This window comes from Streptomyces sp. NPDC058240 (assembly GCF_042882135.1).
In the GTDB taxonomy this organism is placed as follows: Bacteria; Actinomycetota; Actinomycetes; order Streptomycetales; family Streptomycetaceae; genus Streptomyces.
Map to the genome: position 1 here is coordinate 925,322 of NZ_JBHVWT010000001.1, position 21,597 is coordinate 946,918.

General features: G+C 70.9%; 17 protein-coding genes, 2 tRNA genes and 3 pseudogenes. 12 read left to right on the forward strand and 10 right to left on the reverse strand.

The features are described from left to right. Positions 1 to 114 precede the first annotated feature (114 nt). Positions 115 to 1,983 (forward strand): putative bifunctional diguanylate cyclase/phosphodiesterase, encoded by a 1,869-nt coding sequence (locus ACFVX4_RS04130; protein ID WP_389971684.1) that lies wholly within the window; start codon positions 115 to 117, stop codon positions 1,981 to 1,983. 39 nt (positions 1,984 to 2,022) lie between these two features. Here ACFVX4_RS04130 and ACFVX4_RS04135 read toward each other — a convergent pair whose 3' ends face one another. Next, positions 2,023 to 3,120, reverse strand: a complete 1,098-nt coding sequence (locus ACFVX4_RS04135; protein WP_389971686.1) for an LLM class flavin-dependent oxidoreductase — start codon at positions 3,118 to 3,120, stop codon at positions 2,023 to 2,025. Between the two features lie 106 nt (positions 3,121 to 3,226). Next, a complete protein-coding gene (locus ACFVX4_RS04140; protein ID WP_389971688.1) occupies positions 3,227 to 4,021 on the reverse strand; it encodes a decarboxylase in 795 nt (264 codons plus the stop codon). A 186-nt stretch (positions 4,022 to 4,207) separates the two neighbouring features. On the opposite strand from ACFVX4_RS04140, the gene ACFVX4_RS04145 reads away from it, so the two are divergent. From ACFVX4_RS04145 to ACFVX4_RS04180, 8 genes are all read left to right on the forward strand, one after another. Further along, entirely contained in the window at positions 4,208 to 5,167 is a 960-nt protein-coding gene (locus tag ACFVX4_RS04145; RefSeq protein WP_389971690.1) for a D-2-hydroxyacid dehydrogenase, read from the forward strand. 257 nt (positions 5,168 to 5,424) lie between these two features. After that, positions 5,425 to 6,327 (forward strand): ectoine/hydroxyectoine ABC transporter substrate-binding protein EhuB, encoded by a 903-nt coding sequence (gene ehuB / locus ACFVX4_RS04150; RefSeq protein WP_389971692.1) that lies wholly within the window; start codon positions 5,425 to 5,427, stop codon positions 6,325 to 6,327. Between the two features lie 19 nt (positions 6,328 to 6,346). Continuing rightward, positions 6,347 to 7,087: an ectoine/hydroxyectoine ABC transporter permease subunit EhuC gene (gene ehuC, locus ACFVX4_RS04155; RefSeq protein WP_389971694.1), complete on the forward strand. Its 741-nt coding sequence runs from the start codon at positions 6,347 to 6,349 to the stop codon at positions 7,085 to 7,087. After that, a complete protein-coding gene (gene ehuD, locus ACFVX4_RS04160) occupies positions 7,084 to 7,725 on the forward strand; it encodes an ectoine/hydroxyectoine ABC transporter permease subunit EhuD (RefSeq protein WP_389971696.1) in 642 nt (213 codons plus the stop codon). The genes ehuC and ehuD overlap by 4 nt, the downstream gene beginning before the upstream one ends. Beyond that, the gene (gene ehuA, locus ACFVX4_RS04165; protein WP_389971698.1) at positions 7,715 to 8,575 is read left to right on the forward strand and encodes an ectoine/hydroxyectoine ABC transporter ATP-binding protein EhuA; all 861 of its coding nucleotides are present in this window, start codon (positions 7,715 to 7,717) and stop codon (positions 8,573 to 8,575) included. Before ehuD ends, ehuA begins: the two co-directional genes overlap by 11 nt. Positions 8,576 to 8,741: 166 nt before the next feature. Next, positions 8,742 to 9,500 (forward strand): IclR family transcriptional regulator, encoded by a 759-nt coding sequence (locus tag ACFVX4_RS04170; RefSeq protein WP_389971700.1) that lies wholly within the window; start codon positions 8,742 to 8,744, stop codon positions 9,498 to 9,500. A 63-nt stretch (positions 9,501 to 9,563) separates the two neighbouring features. Continuing rightward, positions 9,564 to 9,637 (forward strand) — tRNA-Lys (locus ACFVX4_RS04175). A gap of 131 nt (positions 9,638 to 9,768) precedes the next feature. Continuing rightward, positions 9,769 to 11,292 (forward strand): MFS transporter, encoded by a 1,524-nt coding sequence (locus ACFVX4_RS04180; protein ID WP_389971702.1) that lies wholly within the window; start codon positions 9,769 to 9,771, stop codon positions 11,290 to 11,292. Here the strand turns inward: ACFVX4_RS04180 and ACFVX4_RS04185 are convergent. From ACFVX4_RS04185 to ACFVX4_RS04200, 4 genes are all read right to left on the reverse strand, one after another. After that, the gene (locus tag ACFVX4_RS04185; RefSeq protein ID WP_389971704.1) at positions 11,289 to 13,043 is read right to left on the reverse strand and encodes an AMP-binding protein; all 1,755 of its coding nucleotides are present in this window, start codon (positions 13,041 to 13,043) and stop codon (positions 11,289 to 11,291) included. The two genes, ACFVX4_RS04180 and ACFVX4_RS04185, sit on opposite strands and share 4 nt — an antisense overlap. Before the next feature lie 26 nt (positions 13,044 to 13,069). After that, on the reverse strand, positions 13,070 to 13,660 hold the full coding sequence (locus ACFVX4_RS04190) for a lytic polysaccharide monooxygenase (RefSeq protein ID WP_389971706.1): 591 nt from the start codon (positions 13,658 to 13,660) through the stop codon (positions 13,070 to 13,072). Between the two features lie 208 nt (positions 13,661 to 13,868). Beyond that, positions 13,869 to 15,425 carry an SPFH domain-containing protein gene (locus tag ACFVX4_RS04195; protein ID WP_389971708.1) on the reverse strand — a complete coding sequence of 519 codons (1,557 nt, stop codon included), beginning with the start codon at positions 15,423 to 15,425 and terminating at the stop codon, positions 13,869 to 13,871. A gap of 23 nt (positions 15,426 to 15,448) precedes the next feature. Next, on the reverse strand, positions 15,449 to 16,783 hold the full coding sequence (locus tag ACFVX4_RS04200; RefSeq protein ID WP_389971710.1) for a peptidoglycan-binding protein: 1,335 nt from the start codon (positions 16,781 to 16,783) through the stop codon (positions 15,449 to 15,451). 184 nt (positions 16,784 to 16,967) lie between these two features. Here ACFVX4_RS04200 and ACFVX4_RS04205 point away from each other — a divergent pair. Both ACFVX4_RS04205 and ACFVX4_RS04210 read left to right on the forward strand, forming a co-directional pair. Then, positions 16,968 to 17,041 (forward strand) — tRNA-Lys (locus tag ACFVX4_RS04205). 416 nt (positions 17,042 to 17,457) lie between these two features. After that, positions 17,458 to 17,913: pseudogene (locus tag ACFVX4_RS04210) on the forward strand (galactose oxidase early set domain-containing protein); the annotation flags it as partial. Between the two features lie 52 nt (positions 17,914 to 17,965). On the opposite strand, the pseudogene ACFVX4_RS04215 reads toward ACFVX4_RS04210, so the two are convergent. The 4 genes and pseudogenes from ACFVX4_RS04215 to ACFVX4_RS04230 form a co-directional block, all read right to left on the reverse strand. Continuing rightward, positions 17,966 to 18,399: pseudogene (locus ACFVX4_RS04215) on the reverse strand (glycoside hydrolase family 6 protein); the annotation flags it as partial. Between the two features lie 78 nt (positions 18,400 to 18,477). After that, a complete protein-coding gene (locus tag ACFVX4_RS04220) occupies positions 18,478 to 19,158 on the reverse strand; it encodes a class F sortase (RefSeq protein WP_389971712.1) in 681 nt (226 codons plus the stop codon). A 1-nt stretch (position 19,159) separates the two neighbouring features. Continuing rightward, positions 19,160 to 19,720: a hypothetical protein gene (locus ACFVX4_RS04225; protein ID WP_389971714.1), complete on the reverse strand. Its 561-nt coding sequence runs from the start codon at positions 19,718 to 19,720 to the stop codon at positions 19,160 to 19,162. A gap of 112 nt (positions 19,721 to 19,832) precedes the next feature. After that, positions 19,833 to 19,972: pseudogene (locus tag ACFVX4_RS04230) on the reverse strand (TIGR01457 family HAD-type hydrolase); the annotation flags it as partial. 61 nt (positions 19,973 to 20,033) lie between these two features. On the opposite strand from ACFVX4_RS04230, the gene ACFVX4_RS04235 reads away from it, so the two are divergent. Next, positions 20,034 to 21,593 (forward strand): recombinase family protein, encoded by a 1,560-nt coding sequence (locus tag ACFVX4_RS04235; RefSeq protein ID WP_389971716.1) that lies wholly within the window; start codon positions 20,034 to 20,036, stop codon positions 21,591 to 21,593. Positions 21,594 to 21,597 lie beyond the last annotated feature (4 nt).

Here is a 21,597-nt window from a genome sequence, read left to right on the forward strand (position 1 = left end):
TCTATGCTTCACCAGGCTTTCCCGCGTGGTTTCCGCCTCCGACCCAGGCGCTCCACGCGGCGGGCCAGTCCGGCCACACCTGTTCAGGACAGAACTGCACGGCGGGAGCGAACGGTGAGCGGAACCTCCGAAGGCCCCGGGCCCGCGGCGGGCACACCCCGGCATTCCGCAGGTCCGGCGACCGCGGATCGTCACACTCCGTGGCCCCCTGCCGGAGCCGAGTGCTCCGAGCCGCACGGCTACCGGGCCGCGTTCCTGGCCGCCACGCTCCCGATGGCCGTGGTCGATCGTGAGGGCCTGGTCGTCACCGCCAACGAAGCCCTCGGTGGCCTCCTCGGCCTCCCCGCCGCGGGGCTGACCAACCAGTCCGCCGCCGATCTGCTCGACCTCGCGGCGGACGGCCGCACCTGGCACGCGTACCGCGAGGTGCTGCACGGGCGGCGCTCACGGTTCCGCTGCACGCACCGGCTCAAGCACCCCGACGGACGCGCGCTGTGGGCCGAGGTCACCGTCGTACCGATGCCGGAGCAGGAGACCGGCGCGGGCGACGGCTCCGGGCCCGGCCGGGTACTGCTCTCCGTCTCGGACATCAGCGACCGGCGCGAGCTGCAGAAGCGGCTGCGCCACCTCCAGATGCACGACCCGGTGACCCGGCTGCCCAACCGGACGCTGTTCTTCGAACGGCTCTCGGCCGTCCTGGAGACCCCGGCGTACGACGACAGCGCCTCCGGGCACGGCCGGGTCGGGCTCTGCTACCTGGACCTGGACGGCTTCAAGGCCGTCAACGACACGATGGGCCACCGGATCGGCGACCGGCTGCTCGCCGCCGTCGCCGCACGGCTCACCGACTGCGCGGCCCAGGACGGCCCGCACCGCTCCGGCGCCCATCTCGTGGCGCGCCTCGGCGGCGACGAGTTCGCGATCCTGGTCGAGGACTCGGCCGGTACGAAGCAGCTCACCGACCTGGCCCGCACGGTCCTCGCCGCACTGCAGCAGCCCTTCGACCTGGCCGGGCAGCGGATCTCCGTGTCCGCCTCGATCGGGGTGGTGGAACGGGCCGTGACCGGCACCTCGGCCACCGGTCTGATGCAGGCCGCCGACACCACGCTGTACTGGGCGAAGGCGGACGGCAAGGCCCGCTGGACGGTCTTCGACCCGGAGCGCAACGCCCACCGGATGACCCGGCAGACGCTCTCGTCCAATCTGCGGCCCGCCGTGGAGCGCGGCGAGTTCACCATCGAGTACCAGCCGCTGGTCGGCATGGCCGACGGAGTCGTGCGCGGGGTGGAAGCCCTGGTCCGCTGGAACCACCCCCAGTTCGGCATGCTGTCGCCGAATAGGTTCGTCGCGATCGCCGAGGAGGACGGCTCGATCGTCCAGCTCGGCCGCTGGGTGCTGCAGTCCGCCTGCCGCCAGGCCCGGCGCTGGCAGCTGGAACACCCCACCGATCCGCCGCTGTTCATCAGCGTCAATGTCGCCGTGCGCCAGGTCTGGGACTCCGACCTGGTCACCGATGTCGCGGAGATCCTCGCCGAGACCGGCCTCGATCCCTCGCTGCTCCAGCTGGAGCTGACCGAGTCCGCGGTGATGGGCTCGGCCGGCCAGCCCATCCAGGCACTCCAGTCGCTCAGCAACATGGGCGTGCGGATCGCCATCGACGACTTCGGCACCGGCTACTCCAACCTCGCCTATCTGAGCCGGCTGCCGGTCTCGGTGCTGAAGCTGGACGGCTCCTTCGTACGCGGCTTCCGCTACGAAGGCGGCGCCCATCCGAGCCCCGCCGACGAGACGATCGTCGAGGCGATGGTGCAGCTGGCGCACCGGCTGGGCCTGACCGTCACCGCGGAGTGCGTGGAGACGGCCGGCCAGGCGGAACGGCTGCGCAGGATCGGCTGCGACACCGGGCAGGGCTGGCTGTACTCCCGCGCGGTGGCCCCGGAGCGGATCGCCGAGCTGATCGGCACCCGCCCGATGCAGGGCTGACGCGGCACGGCCGTCCGGACAGCCGTGCCGCAACCGGGGTCAGGCCGTGGGCAGCCCGTACGCGTCCGCGATCAGCTCGTAACTGCGCAGCCTCGCCTCACCGCCGTGGGCGTTGGCGGTGATCATGAGTTCGTCGGCGCCGGTGCGCTTGGCCAGGTCGTCGAGGCCGGTACGGACCTGGTCCGCCGTGCCGTGGACGATGTTGGCGAGCCAACTGTCGACGAACTCGCGCTCCATCGGGCTGAAGGCGTACGCCTCCGCCTCCTCGGGCGTCGGGACCAGACCGGGGCGGCCGGTGCGCAGCCGGACCATGGACAGGGCGCCGGAGAGCACCTGGCGGCGGGCCTCGCGTTCGTCGTCGGCGGCCAGGGCGGAGACGCCGATCAGGGCGTACGGGGCGTCGAGCACCGCGGACGGCCGGAACGACTCCCGGTACAGGTCGAGCGCCGGAACCGTGTTCTGGGCCGAGAAGTGGTGGGCGAAGGCGAAGGGCAGGCCGAGCACACCGGCCAGCCGGGCGCTGAAGCCGGAGGAGCCGAGCAGCCAGACCGGCGGGCGGGCGGGCGACTGGACGCCGCCGTCGGCCGTGGCCTGGACCGGGCCGGGAACCGCGTGGATACGGGCGTAGGGGTGGCCGTCGGGGAAGTCGTCGTCCAGGAACCGGGTCAGCTCGGCGAGCTGCTCCGGGAAGTCGTCGGCACCTTCGTTGAGGCGGTCGGTGCGGCGCAGGGCGGCCGCCGTCGCGCCGTCGGTGCCGGGGGCGCGGCCGAGGCCGAGGTCGATGCGGCCGGGGGCCATGGCCTCCAGGGTGCCGAACTGTTCCGCGATGACGAGCGGTGCGTGGTTGGGCAGCATCACGCCGCCGGAGCCGAGCCTGATGCGCTCGGTGTGCGCGGCGAGGTGGGCCAGGATCACGGCCGGGGAGGAGGACGCGACGCCCGGCATGGAGTGGTGCTCGGCGACCCAGTAGCGGTGGAATCCGCGGCGCTCGGCGAGCTGTGCGATGTCCACGCCGGTGCGCAGCGCCTGGGTGGCGGTGCGGCCCTGCCCCACGGTCACCAGGTCCAGCACGGAGAGTGGAACGGCGGCCGTTCCCTCCGCCCTGCCACGGATCTCGTCGCCTCGAATCTCGTCCACGTCCTGGCCTCTCCGGTGATGCGCCTGCGTCCGGCTCGTATGTCCGCCAGCACATAACAGGAGGTTGTCTCCGGTTATTCCCGGTACGTCTCGGGCAAAGGCCGGGCTACTTTCCGGGCCACCCGCGCCTGCCGCTGTGCGCGCGTTCCCGGCCCTCGCCCCAGGCGGCCACCGGGGCCGGCGGCGCCTCCCGGGCGGCGAAGAGCCTGCCCAGCCTCGGGGACCACGCGCGACGGCCGGCCAGCCGCAGCCCCTCCCGGACGGTGACCTGGTTGCCGGTGAGGACCGGTTTGCCGAGGAGTTCCTCCAGTTCCGCCTCGTGCCCGGCGGTGTGCAGCGCCGTGTCGGGCAGCAGCACCGCGTCCGCCTCCGGCCGGTCGGCGGCCGCGGCAAGTTCCTTCACCCGGTCCAGGTCCCAGGCGGCGGCCTCGGTGGCCGAGCCGAGCGAGGCGGCACGGGTGACGGCCACGTCGATGCCCGCGGCGTGCAGGAAGTCGGCGAACAGGCCGGTGACGCGTTCGGAGTAGGTGGAGGCGACGGCGACCCGTTCGGCATCCAGCTCCCGTACCGCGTGGGCGAAGCCGAAGGAGGTGCTGGAGGCGGGCACGCCGGCCGCTCGGGCCAGGGCGGCGGTCTGTTCATGGGCGCCCTCCCACCCGTACAGGAAGCTGCCGCCGCAGCTCGCCCACACGACGGACTCGACACCGGCGCGCTGGAGCTCCTCCACCCCGGCGGCTAGGCGCTCGGGCGCGCCGGTCCGCATCAGCGCGTCGATCCCGTAGACGTCCTCCTCGACGTCGGTGCGGCTCACCACCAGCCTGACGGCGTCGAGCAGGACCTCCATCCTCGGGAAGTCGTCCTCCGCGAAGTGGCCAGGGTAGAGAAATCCGACGGTCGTCATGTCCACAGGTCCGCCCTTCCTGTTCCGGTCCGGGGCGGGGAGGCGTCACCCGCGCCCGCATGCCCTATTCTCTCCAAGTATTCCCCCATATGTCGTGACTCCCACGGCGCCTTGTTGACGGGTACGGGCCCGGGTGCGAGCGTGGTCAATCCGCACCTCCCAGACGCAGCGGAGCGACCGCCTCTCATGTCAGAGCCCACCCTGCTCGTCCTGGACACCGACCCGTCGCCGCGTCTCGGCCGGCTGACCGGCCGGGCCCGGATCCGGTACACGGACGAGGCCGGTCTCGCCGCGCGGCTCCCGTCGGCCGATGTGCTGCTGGTGTGGGACTTCGCCTCCGACGCGGTACGGGCCGCCTGGCCCGGCGACGGCCCGCGCCCGGCCTGGGTGCACACGGCGAGCGCGGGCGTGGACCGGCTGCTCTGCCCGGAACTGACGGCCTCCAACACGGTGCTGACCAACGCCCGGGGCGTCTTCGAGCGGCCGATCGCCGAATACGTGACCGGCCTGGTGCTGGCGTTCGCCAAGGACCTCCCCGGCACGCTGGAGCTCCAGCGGCGGCGGCAGTGGCGCCACCGCGAGAGCACCCGGCTCGCGGGCAGTCGCGCGGTGGTCGTCGGCGCGGGCCCGATCGGGCGGGAGATCACCAGGCTGCTGATCGCGCTGGGGGTCCAGGTGGCCCTCGTGGGACGCAGGGCGCGGCGCACCATCCACGGCGCCGAGGATCTGGACCGGCTGACCGCCCTGGCCGACTGGGTGATCTGCGCGGCTCCGCTGACCGAGTCGACCCGCGCCATGTTCGACGCCCGGTTCTTCGGGCTGATGCAGCCGTCGGCCCGCTTCATCAACGTGGGGCGCGGGCCGATGGTCGTCGAGGAGGATCTGGCCGAAGCACTGCGCAGGCGCTGGATCGCGGGCGCGGCGCTCGACGTGTTCGAGCAGGAACCACTGGGGCCGCAGAGCCCGCTCTGGGACGTACCGGATCTGATCGTGTCACCGCACATGAGCGGCGACACCGCGGGCTGGCGGGACCGGCTGAGCGAGCAGTTCGTGGCGATGTACGAACTCTGGTCGGCCGGGGAGCCCCTGCCGAACGTGGTGGACAAGCGGCGCGGTTACGTCCCCGTCCGGGAACCGGGCGAGTGACCCGGGCCGGTCAGGACGGATGGCCGACCCGGTCCTCCCGCCACCGGCCCTTGCCCATGACCGACCGTCATGAGCCGTTTCGCATAGGGGTGTACGCGCCGTGCACCGGACGCCGCCCCCGCTCCCGCACGGGACACGGGAAGGTCACCGTCCGGACACCGTTCGATCACATGCAGCCCCTTCCTGCATAGACGTACGGGATCGGGCAGGCGCTCACCCTGTCCGGACTGTTCGACCCCTCCAGGAGATTGCGAACCATGGCTGACTTCCCGAACCTGTCCCGCCGGGGCTTTCTGAACCGATCGGCAGCCGTGGGTGGCCTGCTCGTCGTTCCCGGTCTGCTCTCCGCGTGCAGCAAGACCGACGCCGGTTCCGCGGACGGCGCGGGGGCGCTCGACAAGCTCCGCAAGCAGGGCTTCGTCCGGGTCGCGTACGCCAATGAGGCCCCGTACGGCTATCTGGAGGGCAAGGAGCTCAAGGGCGAGGCGCCCACCCTGCACCGGGAGATCTTCAAGGCGCTCGGCGTCGACGAGCTGAAGCCCACGCTCTCCGAGTGGGACGGTCTGGTCCCCGGACTCCAGGCGGGCAAGTACGACGTGGTCAGTGCCGGGATGGCGATCACGCCCGAGCGCTGCTCCAACGCCCTCTTCTCCGAGCCCGAGTTCATCTCCCCCACCGCTCTGATGGTGAAGAAGGGCAACCCGAAGAAGGTCACCGACCTGGCCTCCGCGAAGGCCGCCGGGATCACCGTCGGGGTGATGTCGGGCGCCGTCGAGGCCAAGTACGCCGAGGGGGCCGGCATCTCCGCGGACCGGATCAAGACACTGCAGAAGCCGCAGGACGGTGCCGACGCGCTCAAGGGCGGCCGGATCGACGCGTTCCTGCTCACCGGGATCTCGCTGCGCTGGCTGGCGAAGACGAACCCGGACACCGAGGTCACCGAGGCCTTCCTGCCGGAACTCGACGGCAAGAAGCAGTACAGCCCCGGCGGCGCCGTCTTCCGCAAGGGCAACGAGGACCTGCGGGACTCCTTCAACCGCGAGCTGAAGAAGATCGTCGCGGACAGGTCGCGCTACGTGGGCCTGCTCCAGGAGTACGGCTTCGGGGGCACCGAGCTTCCGCCGGCCACTTTGAAGACGGCCGACCTGTGCAAGGGCTGACGGGGACGGACCGCGCCGCATGAGTGATTTCTTCTCCGCCTTCCTCGACGATCTGCCGCAGCTGCGCTCCGGGTTGTGGGTGACCCTGGAGGCCACCGTCCTGGGCGCACTGGCCGCCCTGCTCCTGTCGTTCGTCCTCGGCCTGATGTCGATCAGCCGGCTGCTGGTGCTGCGCGGTGTGTCACGCGTGGTCGTGGAGTTCTTCCGCGGCACCTCGCTCTACATCCAGCTGTTCTGGCTCTACTACGCGATGCCGACGCTGACGGGGTACCAGCTGGACCCGCTGCTCTGCGGTGTCGTCGCCTTCGGTCTCAACTACGGCGCGTACGGCGCCGAGGTGGTGCGCGGGTCGATCGGCTCCGTGCCGCGCGGCCAGTACGAGGCGGCCGTCGCGCTCAACATGTCGCCGCTGCACCGGATGCGGAAGGTGATCCTCCCGCAGGCCTGGGTGCAGATGATCCCGTCCTTCACCAATCTGCTGATCCAGCTGCTGAAGTGCACCCCGCTGCTGTGGCTGATCTCCGCGGCCGACCTGATGACCGTGGTCCAGCAGCTGCGCGACCGCACCGGCGAGACGTTCACCGCGTATCTGACCCTGCTGGCCGTCTACTTCGTGCTGGCGTACGCGCTGACCCTGCTGATGAATCTGCTGGAGCGGAGCGCCAAGCGGCGGCTCGGGCTGCGCACCGGCGCGGGTTCGCTGCTGCGCAGCCGCAGCGCCACCGAAGCCGTCGCCACGACGACGGGAGGTGCCCGGTGAACGGTTTCGACTGGGACGCCGCCCGGGACGCCCTGCCCCTGCTGCTCCAGGGTTTCGAGGTCACGCTGCTGGCGACCGTCCTCGGCACGCTCGTCGCCGCCGTCCTGGGGCTGGCCATCGCGGTCGCCGGACGGGCCCCGAGCAGGTTCGTGACGGTGCCGGTGCGGGTCGTGATGGAGTTCATCCGCTCCACCCCGCTGCTCGTCCAACTGGTCGGCGCCGCCGCCCTGTTCACCTCGGTGCAGCCGCTGACGATCGGCATCGTGGTGCTCGGCGTCCACTACGCCACGTACACCTCCGAGGTGTACCGCGCCGGGATCGACGGTGTGCCGAAGGGCCAGTGGGAGGCCTGCCGGGCGCTCTCGCTCACCCCGCGGCGGACCTGGCAGGCCGTGATCCTGCCGCAGGCGGTGCGCAGTGTGCTGCCCGCCCTCGGCAACTACGCGATCTCGATGTTCAAGGAGACCCCGTTCCTCGCCGTGATCACGGTGCAGGAAATGGTCTTCGAGGCCCGCAAGTACGGCGCCGACCACTTCGCGTACACCGAGGTCTTCACGCTCGCCGGCCTGATCTTCCTGGTCGCGAGCTACCCCACCTCGCTCCTGATGAGAAAGCTGGAGAAGCGTCTTGGCCACTGAACCCCTCCCCCTGCACAAGCCGGCGCCCGCGGCCCCCCGGGACGCCGTGCCGGCCGCCGTGCCCGAAGCCGCGCCGGAGACCGGCCAACCGCTGGTCCGTTTCGACGACGTCGTGAAGCGGTACGGCGACCATGTCGTCCTCGACCGGCTGAACTTCTCGGTGCGGCGCGGCGAGCACATCACCCTGATCGGCCCCAGCGGTTCGGGCAAGACCACGATCCTGCGGCTGCTGATGACGCTGGAGAAGGTGAGCGACGGCGTGATCTGGGTGGACGGCAACCCGCTGTCCCACATCGCGGCGCCCGACGGATCGCTGAAGCCCGCGAGCGAGAAGCGTCTGCGCGAGGCCCGGAAGAAGATCGGCATGGTCTTCCAGCAGTTCAACCTCTTCCCGAACATGAAGGTGCTGCAGAACATCACCGAGGCCCCGGTCAACGTGCTGGGCATGGACCGCGACGAGGCGGAGAGCCGGGCCCGGGAGCTGCTCGACCTGGTGGGGCTCTCGGGGAAGATCGACGCGCACCCGTCCCAGCTGTCCGGCGGTCAGCAGCAGCGGGTGGCCATCGCCCGCGCGCTGGCGATGCGGCCGGAGATCCTGCTGCTGGACGAGGTGACGTCGGCGCTCGACCCGGAGCTGGTGGCGGGCGTGCTGGACCTGCTGGGCGACATCGCCAGGAACACCGACATCACCATGCTCTGTGTGACCCACGAGATGAACTTCGCCCGGGACGTCTCAGAGACGGTACTGATGTTCGATGCGGGACGGGTGATCGAATCCGGATCACCGGAAAAAATCTTCACCGATCCGGAGCACGAACGCACCCGCGAGTTCCTCGACGCAGTGCTGTGACCTCGCCACTCGCCCCCTGACAATGACCTTGGCATATGCCGGACGGATGCGCCCCAGCTCACGGAGCCGGGGCGCACCGACGAGTCGTCAACAGCCGGTCCGGAAAGGAGCCTTGGCGGCTATCGTGAGGGCAGAGCTTGCGGTCACAACCTGGTAGGGGGAAACCGTGGCGTTGAAGCCCGAACCGACCGCACCGTTCCATTCGGTGCAGTACGCCCTTCGTGTTCTCGAAACGGTCTCCAAGCACGGCAACGGCGTGACGGACACCCAGATCTCCCGGGAGACGGGACTACCCATCGGGCATCTCGGCCCCCTGCTGCTGACACTGCGCCGCGAGGGCTACGTGGAGCAGGTCACCGACGGCGCATACGTCATCGGCTCCTCGCTCCTGCTCCTCGGTTCCGGTCCCGCCCGCAGACAGGCGCTGGAGACCAAGCTCCAGCAGACACTGGCGCAGCTGCGCGATTCGGTCGGCGCGGCGGTCTACATCAGCCGGTACGTCGACGGCGAGATCCGCGTCACGCAGTACGCCGACGGCCCGCTCACCCCCGCGGTCAACGAGTGGGTGGACTTCCGGTCGGCCGCGCACGCCTCGGCGGTCGGCAAGTGTCTGCTGTCCCAGCTCGACCAGAACGGCCGCCGCGACCACATCTCCCGCCACAAGACGCCCCGGCTCACCTCGCGGACGATCACCAACGAGAAGGTGCTCTTCTCCAAGCTGGACAGCCAGTCGGCGACGGTCCCGGTGCTCGACATCCAGGAGTACGCGGTCGGCACGGTGTGCGCGGCGGTACCGCTGACGGCCGGGTCGTCGGCGGGCTGCCTGGCACTGTCGCTGCCGATCGAGGACGCGCACCGCCTGCGCTCGGCGGCGGACACGCTGAACCGGCGGGCGGCGCCGGTCCTCCTGTCACTGGCGCTCTAGGGTCCGCCCGGCGGGGGTGTCATCAGCACCCCTCGGGAGCAGGTATTATTTTCGAGTCAGCAGGCGCCGCTAGCTCAGTTGGTTAGAGCAGCTGACTCTTAATCAGCGGGTCCGGGGTTCGAGTCCCTGGCGGCGCACAGACAACGCACTGGGCGGTTCACGTACACACGTGAACCGCCCAGTGCGTTTTTTGCTGCCCGTCGACATGTACGAGCGTTTTACACGCTCGTACTAGACAAGCGTTTTAAACGCTCGTACATTTCCTGGCATGACGAACGCTACGAGCAACACCGACGAGCGCGGCCACCTCGCCGGTCGCCGGGAATGGACCGCCTTCGTGGTCCTCCTGCTTCCCCTCCTCCTCGTCTCGATGGACATCTCCGTCCTCTTCTTCGCGATCCCGTCCATCGACCGGGACCTCGCCCCCAGCGCCACCCAGCAGCTCTGGATCTTCGATGTGTACGCCTTCGCCCTGGCCGGCCTGCTCATCACGATGGGCTCGCTCGGCGACCGGATCGGCCGTCGCAAGCTGCTGCTCCTGGGCGCGTTCGCGTTCAGTGCCGCATCCGTCGCCGCCGCGTACGCCAACAGCGCCGAGATGCTGATCGCGGCCCGCGCCCTGCTCGGGATCGGCGGGGCGACGCTGATGCCGTCGACCATGGGGCTGGTACGGAACATGTTCCGCGACGAGCGCCAGCGCGGCCGGGCCGTGGGGATCTGGTCGGGGGCCATGGCGGGCGGAATCGCGCTCGGCTCGGTGCTCAGCGGGGTCATGCTGGAGCACTTCTGGTGGGGCTCGGTCTTTCTGATCAATGTGCCGGCGATGGTGCTGCTGCTGGTCCTGGTCCCGGTGCTGGTCCCGGAGTTCAAGGACCCGAACCCCGGACGGTTCGACTTCCTGAGCGTGCCGCTGTCGATGGGGTCCGTGCTGCCGGTCATCTACGGCATCAAGGAGAGCGCCGCCCATGGGCTCGACGTGCGGAACGGGCTGATCATCGCTGCCGGGCTGCTCGTCGGCTGGTTCTTCGTCCGCCGCCAGCGCGTCCGCGGTGACGCGATGATCAGCCGGGAACTGTTCCGCGACCGCGGCTTCTCGGTGGGCATCGGGCTGAACGCGCTGGCCGCGTTCGCGATGATGGGTTCCTCGTTCTTCACCACGCAGTATCTGCAGTCGGTGCTCGGCATGGACACGATGGAGGCCGCGCTGTGGAGCCTGGCGCCGTCGCTCGCGGTGGGCGCCGCGGCCCCGACGGCCACGGCCGTCGCCCAGCGGACCGACCGCGCCCGGGTCATCTGTGCCGGTTTCGTCATCGCCGCCGCCGGCTTCGCCGTCCTTGCCCTGACCGGGACGGACTCGCTGTGGCTGCTGCTCGGCGGCTGTGCCGTGATGAGCTGCGGCATCGTCACCGTGATGGCGCTCGTGTCGGACCTGGCGCTGTCCACGGCCCCGCCGGAGAAGGCGAGTTCGGCGGCCTCGCTGCTGGAGACCGGCCAGGAGTTCGGCGGTGCGATGGGGATGGCCCTGCTGGGCGCGGTGGCCACCGCGATCTACACCGCGGACATGCCGGGCTCGGCTCCGCAGGTCGCCCGCAAGACCCTCGCCGGTGCGGTGGCCACGGGTGACGGTTCGCTGATCTCGGTCGGGCGGGAGGCCTTCGTGCACAGCATGCAGTACGCCTCGGTGGCCGGGGCCGCGCTGCTGCTGGCGGGCGCGGTGCTGGCCGCGACGCTGCTGCGGAGGGCGGGGGCCGCGGAGGCGGACGCGCAGGGGGAGCCGGCCCTGACGAACTAGGGCCTGTCCACCCGCGCCGCCGCTGTGTCCTCGATCGCCGGACGGGCTTGAATTCCACGCCCGTCCGGCACATTCGGCGCGTCCGGCGATCGAGGACAGAATGCGGCACGCCGCCCGTGTGCCTCGTACTCGCGCAGCAGAGCGCCCAGTTGCTCATCGCCGAACGGCTCGTACCCGACGCCGGTCCCGTTCCACCACACGGGATCACCGCACCAGAACCCCTCCCGGCGCAGCCCCACGCGGTGCACCTTGTTCGTCGCCGTCACCGGCATCGACGGGACGATCCGTACGAAGGCGGGGGCCATCTTCGTGCCCAGGTCCGTCTGCGCCGCGAGGAACGCGGCGAAGGCGGCCGGGTCGAAGGCGGCCCCCGCCCGCATGGCGAGCGCCGCCATCACCTGGTCCCCGGCGACCGGGTCCGGCACCGCGTACACCGCCACGGCCGCCGCCTCCTCCCAGCGGGCCAGGATGTTCTCGATCACCGCGGCGGCCAGGTTCTCGCTGTCCACCCGCAGCCGGTCGTCGGTGCGGCCCGCGAAGTAGAGGAAGCCGTCGGCGTCGCGGAAGAAGAGGTCCCCGGTCCAGTACCAGCCGCCGCGCACCCGCTCGGCGTCCGCCGTCGCGTTGCGCCAGTAGCCCTCGAAGGGCGTACGCCCCCGGTTGACCAGCTCCCCGATCGATTCGGCTCCGTTGGTCAGCCGGCCCGCCCCGTCGAAGACGGCCGTGGCCCGCTCCTCGCCGGTCTCCGGGTCCACGACCGCGAGATCGTCACGGGCCGACGCCTTGCCGATCGCCCGCTCCGGGGTGTCCCGGGTCCGCTGGATCGCCGCACCGCCCTCGGAGGAGCCGTAGCCCTCGACCAGCCGCACCCCGAACCGCTCCCGGAACCGGGCCGCGTCCACCGCACCGGCCTCGGTGCCGAAGCCCAGCCGGAGCGGGTGCTCGCGGTCGTCCGGGCGCTCGGGGGTGGCCAGCAGGTACTGCACGGCACGGCCGACATAGGTGAAGTACGTCGCCCCGTGCACCCGCACGTCGTCGAGGAATCCGGAGGCCGAGAAGCGGCGGCGCAGTGCGACGGCGGCCCCGCCGGCCAGTGCGGGCGCCCAGTCGGCGATCACCGCGTTGCCGTGGAACATCGGCATGCAGATGTAGTGGACGTCCTCGCGCCGGACGCCGAAGTGGTCGACGAGCGACCGCCCGGCCGCCGCCAGCCGTCCCTGGGTGCAGATCGCGGCCTTGGGCGCGCCCGTCGATCCGGAGGTGAAGTAGAGCAGCATCCGGGTGCCGGGGCCGATGTCCGGCCGGACCGTGTCGCCCGGCTCGGCTCCGGCGTACGGGGCGAGGAGTTCGGCGTACGCGTCGGTGTCGGTGACCAGCATCCGGACCCCCGGGAGGTCCAGGCCGTCGAGCAGCGGCAGGTGGGCGCGTTCGGTGACCAGGACCCGGCAGTCGGTGTGCAGGATGTCCCGGGCCAGTTCGGCGCCTCGCCGGGTGGGGTTGATACCGGCCACGGCGGCCCCGGCCAGGGCCGCCGCGCTCAACCAGATTGGGAATTCGGGGGTGTTGTCCAGCAGCACCCCGAGGTGCGGTTCGCCGTCCGCCGGCAGCAGATCCGCCAGGAGCGCGGCCCGTGCGGCAGCGCCCGAGGCGACCTGGTGATGAGTGAGGACGGTGTCCCGATGCCTCAGTCCGGGCCGGTGGTCGCCCCATTGGCGCTGTACGAGCTCCGCTACGGTGCCTGCGCTCCTCATGGCGCCGCACGGTAACTGACTATGCGTCAGAACTGAACATCGGAGCAGGCGTAGAACGCGTTCGCCGTGTCAGCGATGTTCCAGACGCTCAGGATGATGTGCTTCCCGCTCTTCTGGGTGGGGATGGTGCCCTGCTGGGTCAGGGTCGCCGGGGGCTGCTTGCCGCCGTACGGCACCGTCATGAAGGGCTGCGGCTCCAGGTCCGCCCTGGTGAGCGGCTTGGTGGGGTCCCAGCCGTCCTTGGTGATGTAGTAGCGGAAGTCCGTCGTGGCGTGGCGCGCGGTGAACTGCCAGCGGAAGTTGAAGCCCTGGCCCGCGGTGACCTGGGTGGCGGGCCATTTGCCGCCGCGCGGGTCGTCGAGCTGGGCGAACTCCCCGTGGCCGCCGGAGCAGATCTTGCCGTCGGCCGGACCTGCCGCCGGGAAGCCCTTCGGGCCCTCGACGCTCTGCGGCTCCCACTGGATGTTGCCGCAGCCCGTCACCGTGCCATTGGCACAGAGCTTCTGACGGCTGATGGGGTTGTCGGTGTAGCCGTGGCTGCCGGCACTGCTCGTCGCGAACGTCGAGACGCCCGCGATTGCCAGGCCGACCACGGCCGCGCTTGCCCTTTTACGCATTGCTGTCGCTCCTCAAGAACGTGGGGGAGGTTCCATGAGCTGTGCTGCGCGCATGCCCTGCGGTCTAGACCAAGTCTCAGATTATTGACGGGATATGAACATGTCCAGACCAATGGGAGTCCTATTCCCCTTGGGCCGACGGGCAATTGGGGACGCCGCCTCCCAATTGCCCGTATCCCAAAGGTGGTTCAACGGCCCCGCGGGACCCTCAGGCCCCCTCCCCGCCGCTGCGTCCGGTGTAGAACGCCACCGTCAAGTCCTTGACCAGGGACTTCCGTTCGTAGTCGTCGAGCTCCACGATGCCCCGGGCGGTCAGCCGGTTGACCGTGTCGTCGACCGCGTCGACCACCGAAGTCAGCACACTGTCGCGGTGCTTGGCGTCGATGGCCGCGATCCGGCGGCGCTGCATCGCCGCGGCGACCTCCGGCGCGTACTCGATTCCGGTCGGCTGCGCCGAGTACACCTCGATGCCGACGGGCTCGCAGTCCGCCTTCAGCATCCGGGTCAGCGCGTCGCCGACCGCCTCGGCGTTGCGCAGGGTGTGCGCGTCCTCGTGGAAGGCGTCGGCGGGCAGCTGCGAGAGGACCCGGGCCATCGCCGCCTCGACCTGCTCGCGCAGATACGCCTCGTGGTCGGCGACCCCGAGCGCCGCCCGCACCGTGTCCTTGATCCGCCACACCACGAGGACGACGACGCGCAGCGCCGTACCGTTGGCGTCCACGGCGGGGAGCGGTTCGCTGCGCCAGTGCCGCAGGCGTACGTCGACCCGGCGGCGCAGCAGCAGGGGGCTGATCCACATCAGCCCGGTCCGCCGCACGCTCCCCCGGTACTCGCCGAACAGCGTCAGCACCCAGGCGTACCCCACGCGTCCGCGGCTCAGGCCGCCGAGCGTGAAGAGCACCACCGATGCCAGCGCGGCGAGCGCCGCCCAGGCACCGATCCCGATCCCGTCGTACGGGCGCGAGCCGATCCCGAACCGGGCGAGCGCGGCGGCGGGCAGTGCGCCGACCCACCAGAGCACGGCGCCACCGGCGGCGCCCCCGGCCAGCCCGGCGAGCAGCGCGAGCCAGCCGGGGAGGGCGGGCCCCGGCCGCTCGGCGAGCCGTGGATCACCGACCGGCGCCGGGCGCGTCGAGGGCCGCACCTGCGGCCCCCTCGGCACGGGCGGCCGCCGCACCCCCGCCTGCGACTGCTCGCCATCGGCTCCCCGCAGCATCACACCGGCAGGGAGCGCCGCCGCGTCGACACGGGCGGCGTCCTCGCGGAAGAGCAGGTGCACGGGGATGGTCGCGGTCCGCTCATTGGCGATGACCGCGTGGCGCCGCCCGGTCCCCCACAGCGATTCGCCGGACTGCTCGGCCCCGTCGCCGCCGGAGACGGGGAGGGAGTCGAAGACGGTGTCGGGGGCCGTGCGGATCCGGGGCGAGGACGGGACGGGCGCGATGCCCGGCACCGCGGCCGGGACCGACACCGAGGCAGAGGTCGCGCCGAGCGCGGCATCCATGTCCTCGCCCGGGACCAGATCCAGCACGAGGTCGACCACGGAGTCCGGACCGGCGGCCGGCTCGGACCCCGGCCCCGCGCCGGCACCCGCGGCCCTCGCCGAATCCGTCGCTCCGGCGGGCCCGCCCGGGCCGCCGTCCGCCCGCTCGGGCGGCGCCACCCGGTCCGGGCCGCACACCCCGACCGGCTCCCGCTCCCGCGCCCCCTTCCCTGGCCTTCCGCCCTCCGGGGTTCCGGAGCTGTCCGACACCGTGGATCGCATACCCGCCTCCGTCATGTCCGTCGTCACCCGAAGAGTCGCCGCCAGGTCTCCGGACCGGGGTAGCCGTCGGCCGCTCCGCCCCGCCAGCCCTGCGCCCGTTGGAAGGCCTCGACATTGCGCCGGTCCGCCTCGGTCCACCGGGGCCCGGGGCCCGACGTGTAGTACTTGCCGAATCCCTTCTTCACCAACTGCTTGCCGAGTCTGTCGACATGGCTGTTGGACTGTCCGGGCCGGAAATAGCCCCGCCCGGGGAACTTCGAATCCGGGTTCGAGTCGCCGTGGCCGGCTCCCGTTCCGCTGCCGGTTCCGGCGGCGGGGATGTCCCGGCCGGTTCCGTTGGCCAGGAGCCGCCAGGTGTCGGGGCCGGGGATGCCGTCCGCCTCCTTGCCCCGCCAGCCCTGGGCCTGCTGGAACGCCCGGGTCGCGCGCCGGTCGGCGTCGCCCCAGCCCGGCCCGGGGCCGACCGTGTAGAAGCGCTCGCCGCCCCGTTCCACGAGCATCCGGCCGAGCTGGGTGACGTACTTGTTGCTGGTACCGGGGCCGAACTTCCCGGCACCCGGGAACCCCCTCACCGACGAACCGCTGCCGGCGCTTCCGCCGCTGAGGCCCTTGTAGCGGTACGCGACGTAGTTGCCGGAGTTGGTCCAGTACGCCATGGGCGTCGTCTTCTTGCGGGTGTGCGGCTTCGTCTGCTCGTACGCCGTGTAGTGGGTGTGCGTGTAGTCGGTCCAGCCGCCGAAGATCGTGACGTGCGAGCCCTTCGAGGGGTTGGCCGGGTTGTGGAAGAGCAGGATGTCGCCGGGCTGCAGCTTCTCCCGCGCGATCCGCTTCCCGAACGCGGCGAGGCTGCCGGTCCACTCGTTGCCGGTCAGGTTCCAGGCCATCGACACGAAGCCGGAGCAGTCCTGCCGGTAGCCGTCCTTCCAGTACTTGAGCATGCTGTACGGAACTTCCGCGGACACCCACTTCTTCGCGCGGTTGATGATGTCGGCCCGGCTGCTCTTGCGCAGCTTGGGCGTGGTCGTCGTGGACGAGGGCGGCCCCGAGGCACCGCCGCCCCGCAGCGGTCCGGGGCCGCCCTGCGGGCTGTCCCCGTCCGGGTCCGTCCGGGCGGCTCCGGCCGCCTCCGCCGCCCGGTCGCCCGTCGTGCCCGTCGAGCTCGCCGCCTCGGCGACGCCGGAGCTCAGCACCACTCCGGCCGCGGTGGCCAGCACCAGGGCGCGGCGTGCGCCATGCGCGGCCGGATGGCCTCCGTACCGCAGGGGCAGTGCACTGGCGGCGGTCCGCCGCTGCGCGGCGCACCCCGCACAGGTGCAGTCGGTGGTGGGCACGTACTCCTCGAAAGCCGGCACAGTCATGCGATTCCCCTCCGCACTCGTCAAGATCTTTGGGCGCATCTGCACGGGCGCCAGTGTCTCAACTCTCCTGACATATCGCATTTTGACGGACAGAAGAGAAAAAACGACCATCCGACAGGCCGCGATGGACGGTAAATGGTCAGGAGCACCCCCCACCTTCGGGTAGAGTTCTCCAGGTCAGCAGGCGCCGCTAGCTCAGTTGGTTAGAGCAGCTGACTCTTAATCAGCGGGTCCGGGGTTCGAGTCCCTGGCGGCGCACGCAGAGTCAAAGCCCCCTCACCACGCGTGAGGGGGCTTTGCTCGTTCATGAACCTCCCGCGCAGAAGCCCCCGCACGGAAGCCTCGCGCCGGACCTCCGCCCCGCGACGCCCTCCACGGCGCCACCTTGAACCACTACCCGCACAGGCGGCGCACAGCCATCGCGCAAGCGTCACACAGTCACCATGCAGTCACTCAGTGGCGCGAAGGGTGCCCCGATACGCCTCCATACGCCCCCTCCACAAGGGAGCCACGAATGGTATGTACGACTGGTAACCCACTCTTTTCGCCCACGATCGGGGCCGGGGTCGGACAACCTGTCCAGTGGTCATCGGCTCCAACCAGGCCGATGGACCGTGCAGTTGGGGGCTGCAGAGGGGGAAGTTCCGGTTGTCCGCAACGCGCTCGGCCTGTTCGCCTGGCTGATGCGGCCCGACCACTGGCTGGTCACCGGAAGCTCCAACGACTACCGCGGGCGCGGTGGTTCGAATGTGCTCCAGGCGCGGCTGTACGACCCGGGGGCACATGTACCAGCGGGTCGCATCGAGATCCACACCCCGCCCTGTCTGTACCGGAGTTCACGGCCGGTGCTGACGGCGGGGCCGAAGAACATCCGGCGCGGCGGTACGGGCAGTTTCACGACGGCGCGGGGGACGGCGATCACCTCGGCGAAGCTGATCCGGCCCAGTGCGGTCACCCATGTCACGGACACCGACCAGCTCTCGGTGGCGCTGGGGCTGGAGCGGACGGCGGGCGGGATCACGGTCACGGTGCCGGGCAACCGGGCGCTGGTGCCGTCGGGTTGGTACATGCTGTTCGTGACGGACGACAGGGGGACGCCGTCCGAGGGGATGTGGGTCGAGGTTCCGTAGCGACGGACGGTGCGGGGCGCCCGGTGACCGGAGTGCCCCGCATCCGCTCCGGCTACTTCGTCGCCCGTGCCGGCCCCATCGCGTACTCGGGCCACCAGGCGCCCGCCTTCGGGCCGCCCCGGCACTCACCGTCGGACTCGCCGGGCCGCTTCACCCAGAGGTAGGCGTCGACCAGTCGGTCACCGGTGTCGGTCGTCGGCGGCTCGCCGAGCGCGCGGCCGGGCGGGTTGCGCCAGTTCTCGCCGGGGCGCCGCCGCGGTAGGGGCCGTTGCCGTTGCGGCTGGTGTCGATGACGAAGGGCTTGTCGCCGACCTTCGCGGAGAGCCGCTTGCCGAACTCCGTACTGGACCGTGTGGTCTCGAAGTTGGACACATTGACGGCGAAACCGTCGGCCGCCCCGATGCCCGCGCGGCGCAGCGGCCGGAAGAGCGCGTCGGGGGTGCGCCAGCCGGCGTTGCCCGCATCCACGTAGACGCGGGCGCCGGGTCCGTCATGAGTGCCGTACATCCGCTCCCCCTCGGTGCGGGCGTCGGTGCGCTGCCGCATCCGTTCCATCCTGACAGCTCAGGCGTGGTCACCCGCGGGCTTCTCGCCGGTCAGGTAGGCGGAGACGACCACATTCGCGTCGTACGAACGCGATGTTCGGTCGTAGGTGCCGCCGCAGGTGATCAGGCGGAGCTCCGCCCGCCCGTCCTTGCGCGGGCCGTACGCCTTGTCGGCGTCGAAGCGCGCCCGGGTGAAGACCTGAACGTCGTCGATGGTGAATTCGGCGACGGTGCCGTCCGCGCGGGTGATCTCGACCTTGGCGCCGGGGCGGGCCGCGCTCAGCCCGTAGAAGACGGCCTGTCTGGTCTCGGTGTCGACATGGCCGACGAGGAGGGCCGGCCCCTTCGCCCCGGGCTTGGTGCCACCGCCGTACCAGCCGACGGTCTGCGGCGTGTCGAACGAGGGCGGTTCGATCGCCCCGTCCTTGTCCAGGCCGCGGGCGACCACGGGTGCCTCGACGCCGATCGACGGGATCTCGACCCGCTCCGGCACGGCACCCGCGATCGGGTCGTGCGGCGGGGGCAGCGGTACGCCGAGGGGGCGCCCCACCGCGGCGACATCGCCGGTGGTCGGGGCGGAGCTGGCGCCGGAGCCGTCGGTGATGCCGCGGCCCCAGAGCCACAGGCCCAGCAACAGGACGGCCCAGACCACTCCGGCGAGCAGCCTGCCGTGATCCGCGGGGCGGTCCGAGGCGGACATGTCAGTCCGTGGCCGAACGGCGGCGGCGCGCGCTGCGGAACGCGACGGCGACGGCCGCGACGGCTGCCAGGGCCAGTCCGATCACCGCGTGCACGGTGCCGGGGCCTTCCTGCCGGGCGTCCCGGCCTGCGAACAGGGCGGTGCCGCCGCCGCCCGCGGCGACCGGGGCGAGCGGGGTGGCCCGGCCTCGGTCCACGACGGTGACCGTGCCGGTGGCCTTGGCACCCTTGTCGTCCTTGCAGTCGACCTGGATGTCGTGGTCGCCCGGGGAGGCGTCCGAGCTGATCCGGGCCTCGGCGAAGAGGCCCCCGTCCGCGGCGGGCGAGAAGCGCGCCTCGGAGACGAAGACATCGGATCGGCCCGTGGCCTCGCGGCCCTTGCAGCCCTCCAGCCGCAGATCCACCTCGCCGCCCGGCACGGTGGAGGACGGGGTGGCCGTCAGTGAGGTGCGGTCTTTCTCCTGGGCGGACCCGGAGCCTGAGTCGGCCAGTGCGGCGGAAGCCGGCACCAGGGTCGCCGCGACGACCGCGGCGGCACAGAACGTGAGGTGTATGGAACGCATCGTGAACCTCCTCAGTGCAGGTTCACGCCTCCGGAGGGTTTTCGCATCCGCAGGAGCGCGGGGGACGGGCCCGCGGGCACCGCCCGGAGCCCTCCCCCACCCTGTGGGGAGGGGCGACGGACCCGGTGACGAGCAGCGGGCCTCGGCGGACGGGCCGGTCTCGTCGGGGTCGGCACAGATGAAGCGGACGCCGCCGTTGACCAGCCGGATCACCTCGGTGAGCGCCTCGAAGCTGTACGTTCGGGTCTCACTACGCGCTGATAAAACATATGCTGCAGAACGATCCTGAAGGCAGCACTGGGGGGGGGCAGACATGATCACAGTGGGCGGATACACCCGAATCTCCGACATCGGGCAGATGGGCGACGGACGCGACGGCCGGGAAGGGGTCGCCCGCCAGCGCGACGACGTGTACGACCTGGCCCGGGAGATACGCGTGAACATCCACCGCGTATACGAGGACAACGACACCTCCGCCTACAAGCGCCGCGTGAAGCGCAAGGACTTCGAGGCGATGGTCCTCGACCTCCAGAACGGTGTGATCAGCGGCATCCTGGCCTACAACATCGACCGCGTCGCCCGCCGGCCGCGCGACCTCGAACGTCTCATCGACATCTACGAGCAGGCCCGCCGGCCGATGGTCTTCGGCACCACCGCGGGTGACTACGACCTGACGACCGGAGACGGACGCTTTCAGGCCCGCATCTACGTGACCGTCGCCAACAAGTTCTCCGCGGATGCGGCCCGCCGAGTCGCCCGGCAGAAGCTGGCCGAGGCCAGGGACGGGAAGCCGCACAAGGGGCAGCGGGCTTTCGGCTGGAAGGACATCGAGCATGTCGACGAGTGGGAGGCCGAGCTTCTCCAGAAGGCCCGCAGGGACGTCGTCGAGGGAAAGACGATCGCCGCTCTCCACGAAGAGTGGACAGAGCTAGGTGTACGCAGCCCCCAGACTCCCCCCGGCAGGACGATCGGATACACCAGCGTGAAGTACGTGCTGAGGAACCCTCGCCTGTGCGGGTACCGCGCCTACATCCCGCAGGAAATCCGCGAGAGGTCCGGCCGCGTGGACCCCGCCGAATATCTGGTCGAGCGCACGGACGGCACACCGGTCATCGGGCAGTGGGAGACGATCTTCACGCCCGCGGAGTGGCGAGAACTCATCGATGTACTGGACGCCCGGAAGAACACCGGCAAGGGCCGCAAGACCGGCACCACGGTCACCAAGCGCCTCCTGACCGGCATCGCCCGCTGCGCAAAGTGCGGAACCGGCCTGCAATCCGCCAGGTACGCGAAGGGCACCCCCAGTTACGAGAAGCACGGGTACTACTACCTGTGCAAGAAGGCGAGCGGCGGGTGCGGAAAGCTGTCCCGCAGCGGTCCCCCGGTCGATGACTACGTGGAGAAGGTCTTTATCGGCAGCCTTGAAAGTCGGTCTCGCAATGCCCAGCCCGCCGAGGAGGAAGATGCCGAGCTGACCCGGGCAAGGAAGACGCTGGAGAAGATCGAGGCGGACAAGGCCGAGGCTCGACAGCTCCGAGCCGACGACCTGCTCTCCCTCGGCGAGTACGCCCGCGAGATCCGCCGCCTGGAGGACAAGGAGTCGGAGACGAAGGAAAAGGTCTCGACGCTTTCGGAGGCGCCCGTCCGAGGGGGCTCCGCGGCTGCCCGCATCGTCCGTGAGTGGGGGAGCCGCACCGTGGACATGAAGCGGCAGGAGATCTCGAAGAGCATCGAGTCCGTGATGATCAGCGGAGCGGGCAAGGGTGGCGCACAGCGCGGAGTGTTCCGCCCGGAACTCATTGAGATCGTGTGGAAGCAGCCCGTGCGGCGCCTCCCTGCGACCAGTCCGGGCTACGAGACGTTCAGGCTCTGAGTGC

Coding starts and splice junctions, on each gene's coding strand:
- ACFVX4_RS04140 (WP_389971688.1), bottom strand. CDS start 4,021: ATGACGACCGTCGGATTTCTCTACCCTGGCCACTTCGCGGAGGACGAC.
- ACFVX4_RS04145 (WP_389971690.1), top strand. CDS start 4,208: ATGTCAGAGCCCACCCTGCTCGTCCTGGACACCGACCCGTCGCCGCGT.
- ehuB (WP_389971692.1), top strand. CDS start 5,425: ATGGCTGACTTCCCGAACCTGTCCCGCCGGGGCTTTCTGAACCGATCG.
- ehuC (WP_389971694.1), top strand. CDS start 6,347: ATGAGTGATTTCTTCTCCGCCTTCCTCGACGATCTGCCGCAGCTGCGC.
- ACFVX4_RS04180 (WP_389971702.1), top strand. CDS start 9,769: ATGACGAACGCTACGAGCAACACCGACGAGCGCGGCCACCTCGCCGGT.
- ACFVX4_RS04185 (WP_389971704.1), bottom strand. CDS start 13,043: ATGAGGAGCGCAGGCACCGTAGCGGAGCTCGTACAGCGCCAATGGGGC.
- ACFVX4_RS04190 (WP_389971706.1), bottom strand. CDS start 13,660: ATGCGTAAAAGGGCAAGCGCGGCCGTGGTCGGCCTGGCAATCGCGGGC.
- ACFVX4_RS04195 (WP_389971708.1), bottom strand. CDS start 15,425: ATGCGATCCACGGTGTCGGACAGCTCCGGAACCCCGGAGGGCGGAAGG.
- ACFVX4_RS04200 (WP_389971710.1), bottom strand. CDS start 16,783: ATGACTGTGCCGGCTTTCGAGGAGTACGTGCCCACCACCGACTGCACC.
- ACFVX4_RS04220 (WP_389971712.1), bottom strand. CDS start 19,158: ATGTCCGCCTCGGACCGCCCCGCGGATCACGGCAGGCTGCTCGCCGGA.
- ACFVX4_RS04225 (WP_389971714.1), bottom strand. CDS start 19,720: ATGCGTTCCATACACCTCACGTTCTGTGCCGCCGCGGTCGTCGCGGCG.
- ACFVX4_RS04235 (WP_389971716.1), top strand. CDS start 20,034: ATGATCACAGTGGGCGGATACACCCGAATCTCCGACATCGGGCAGATG.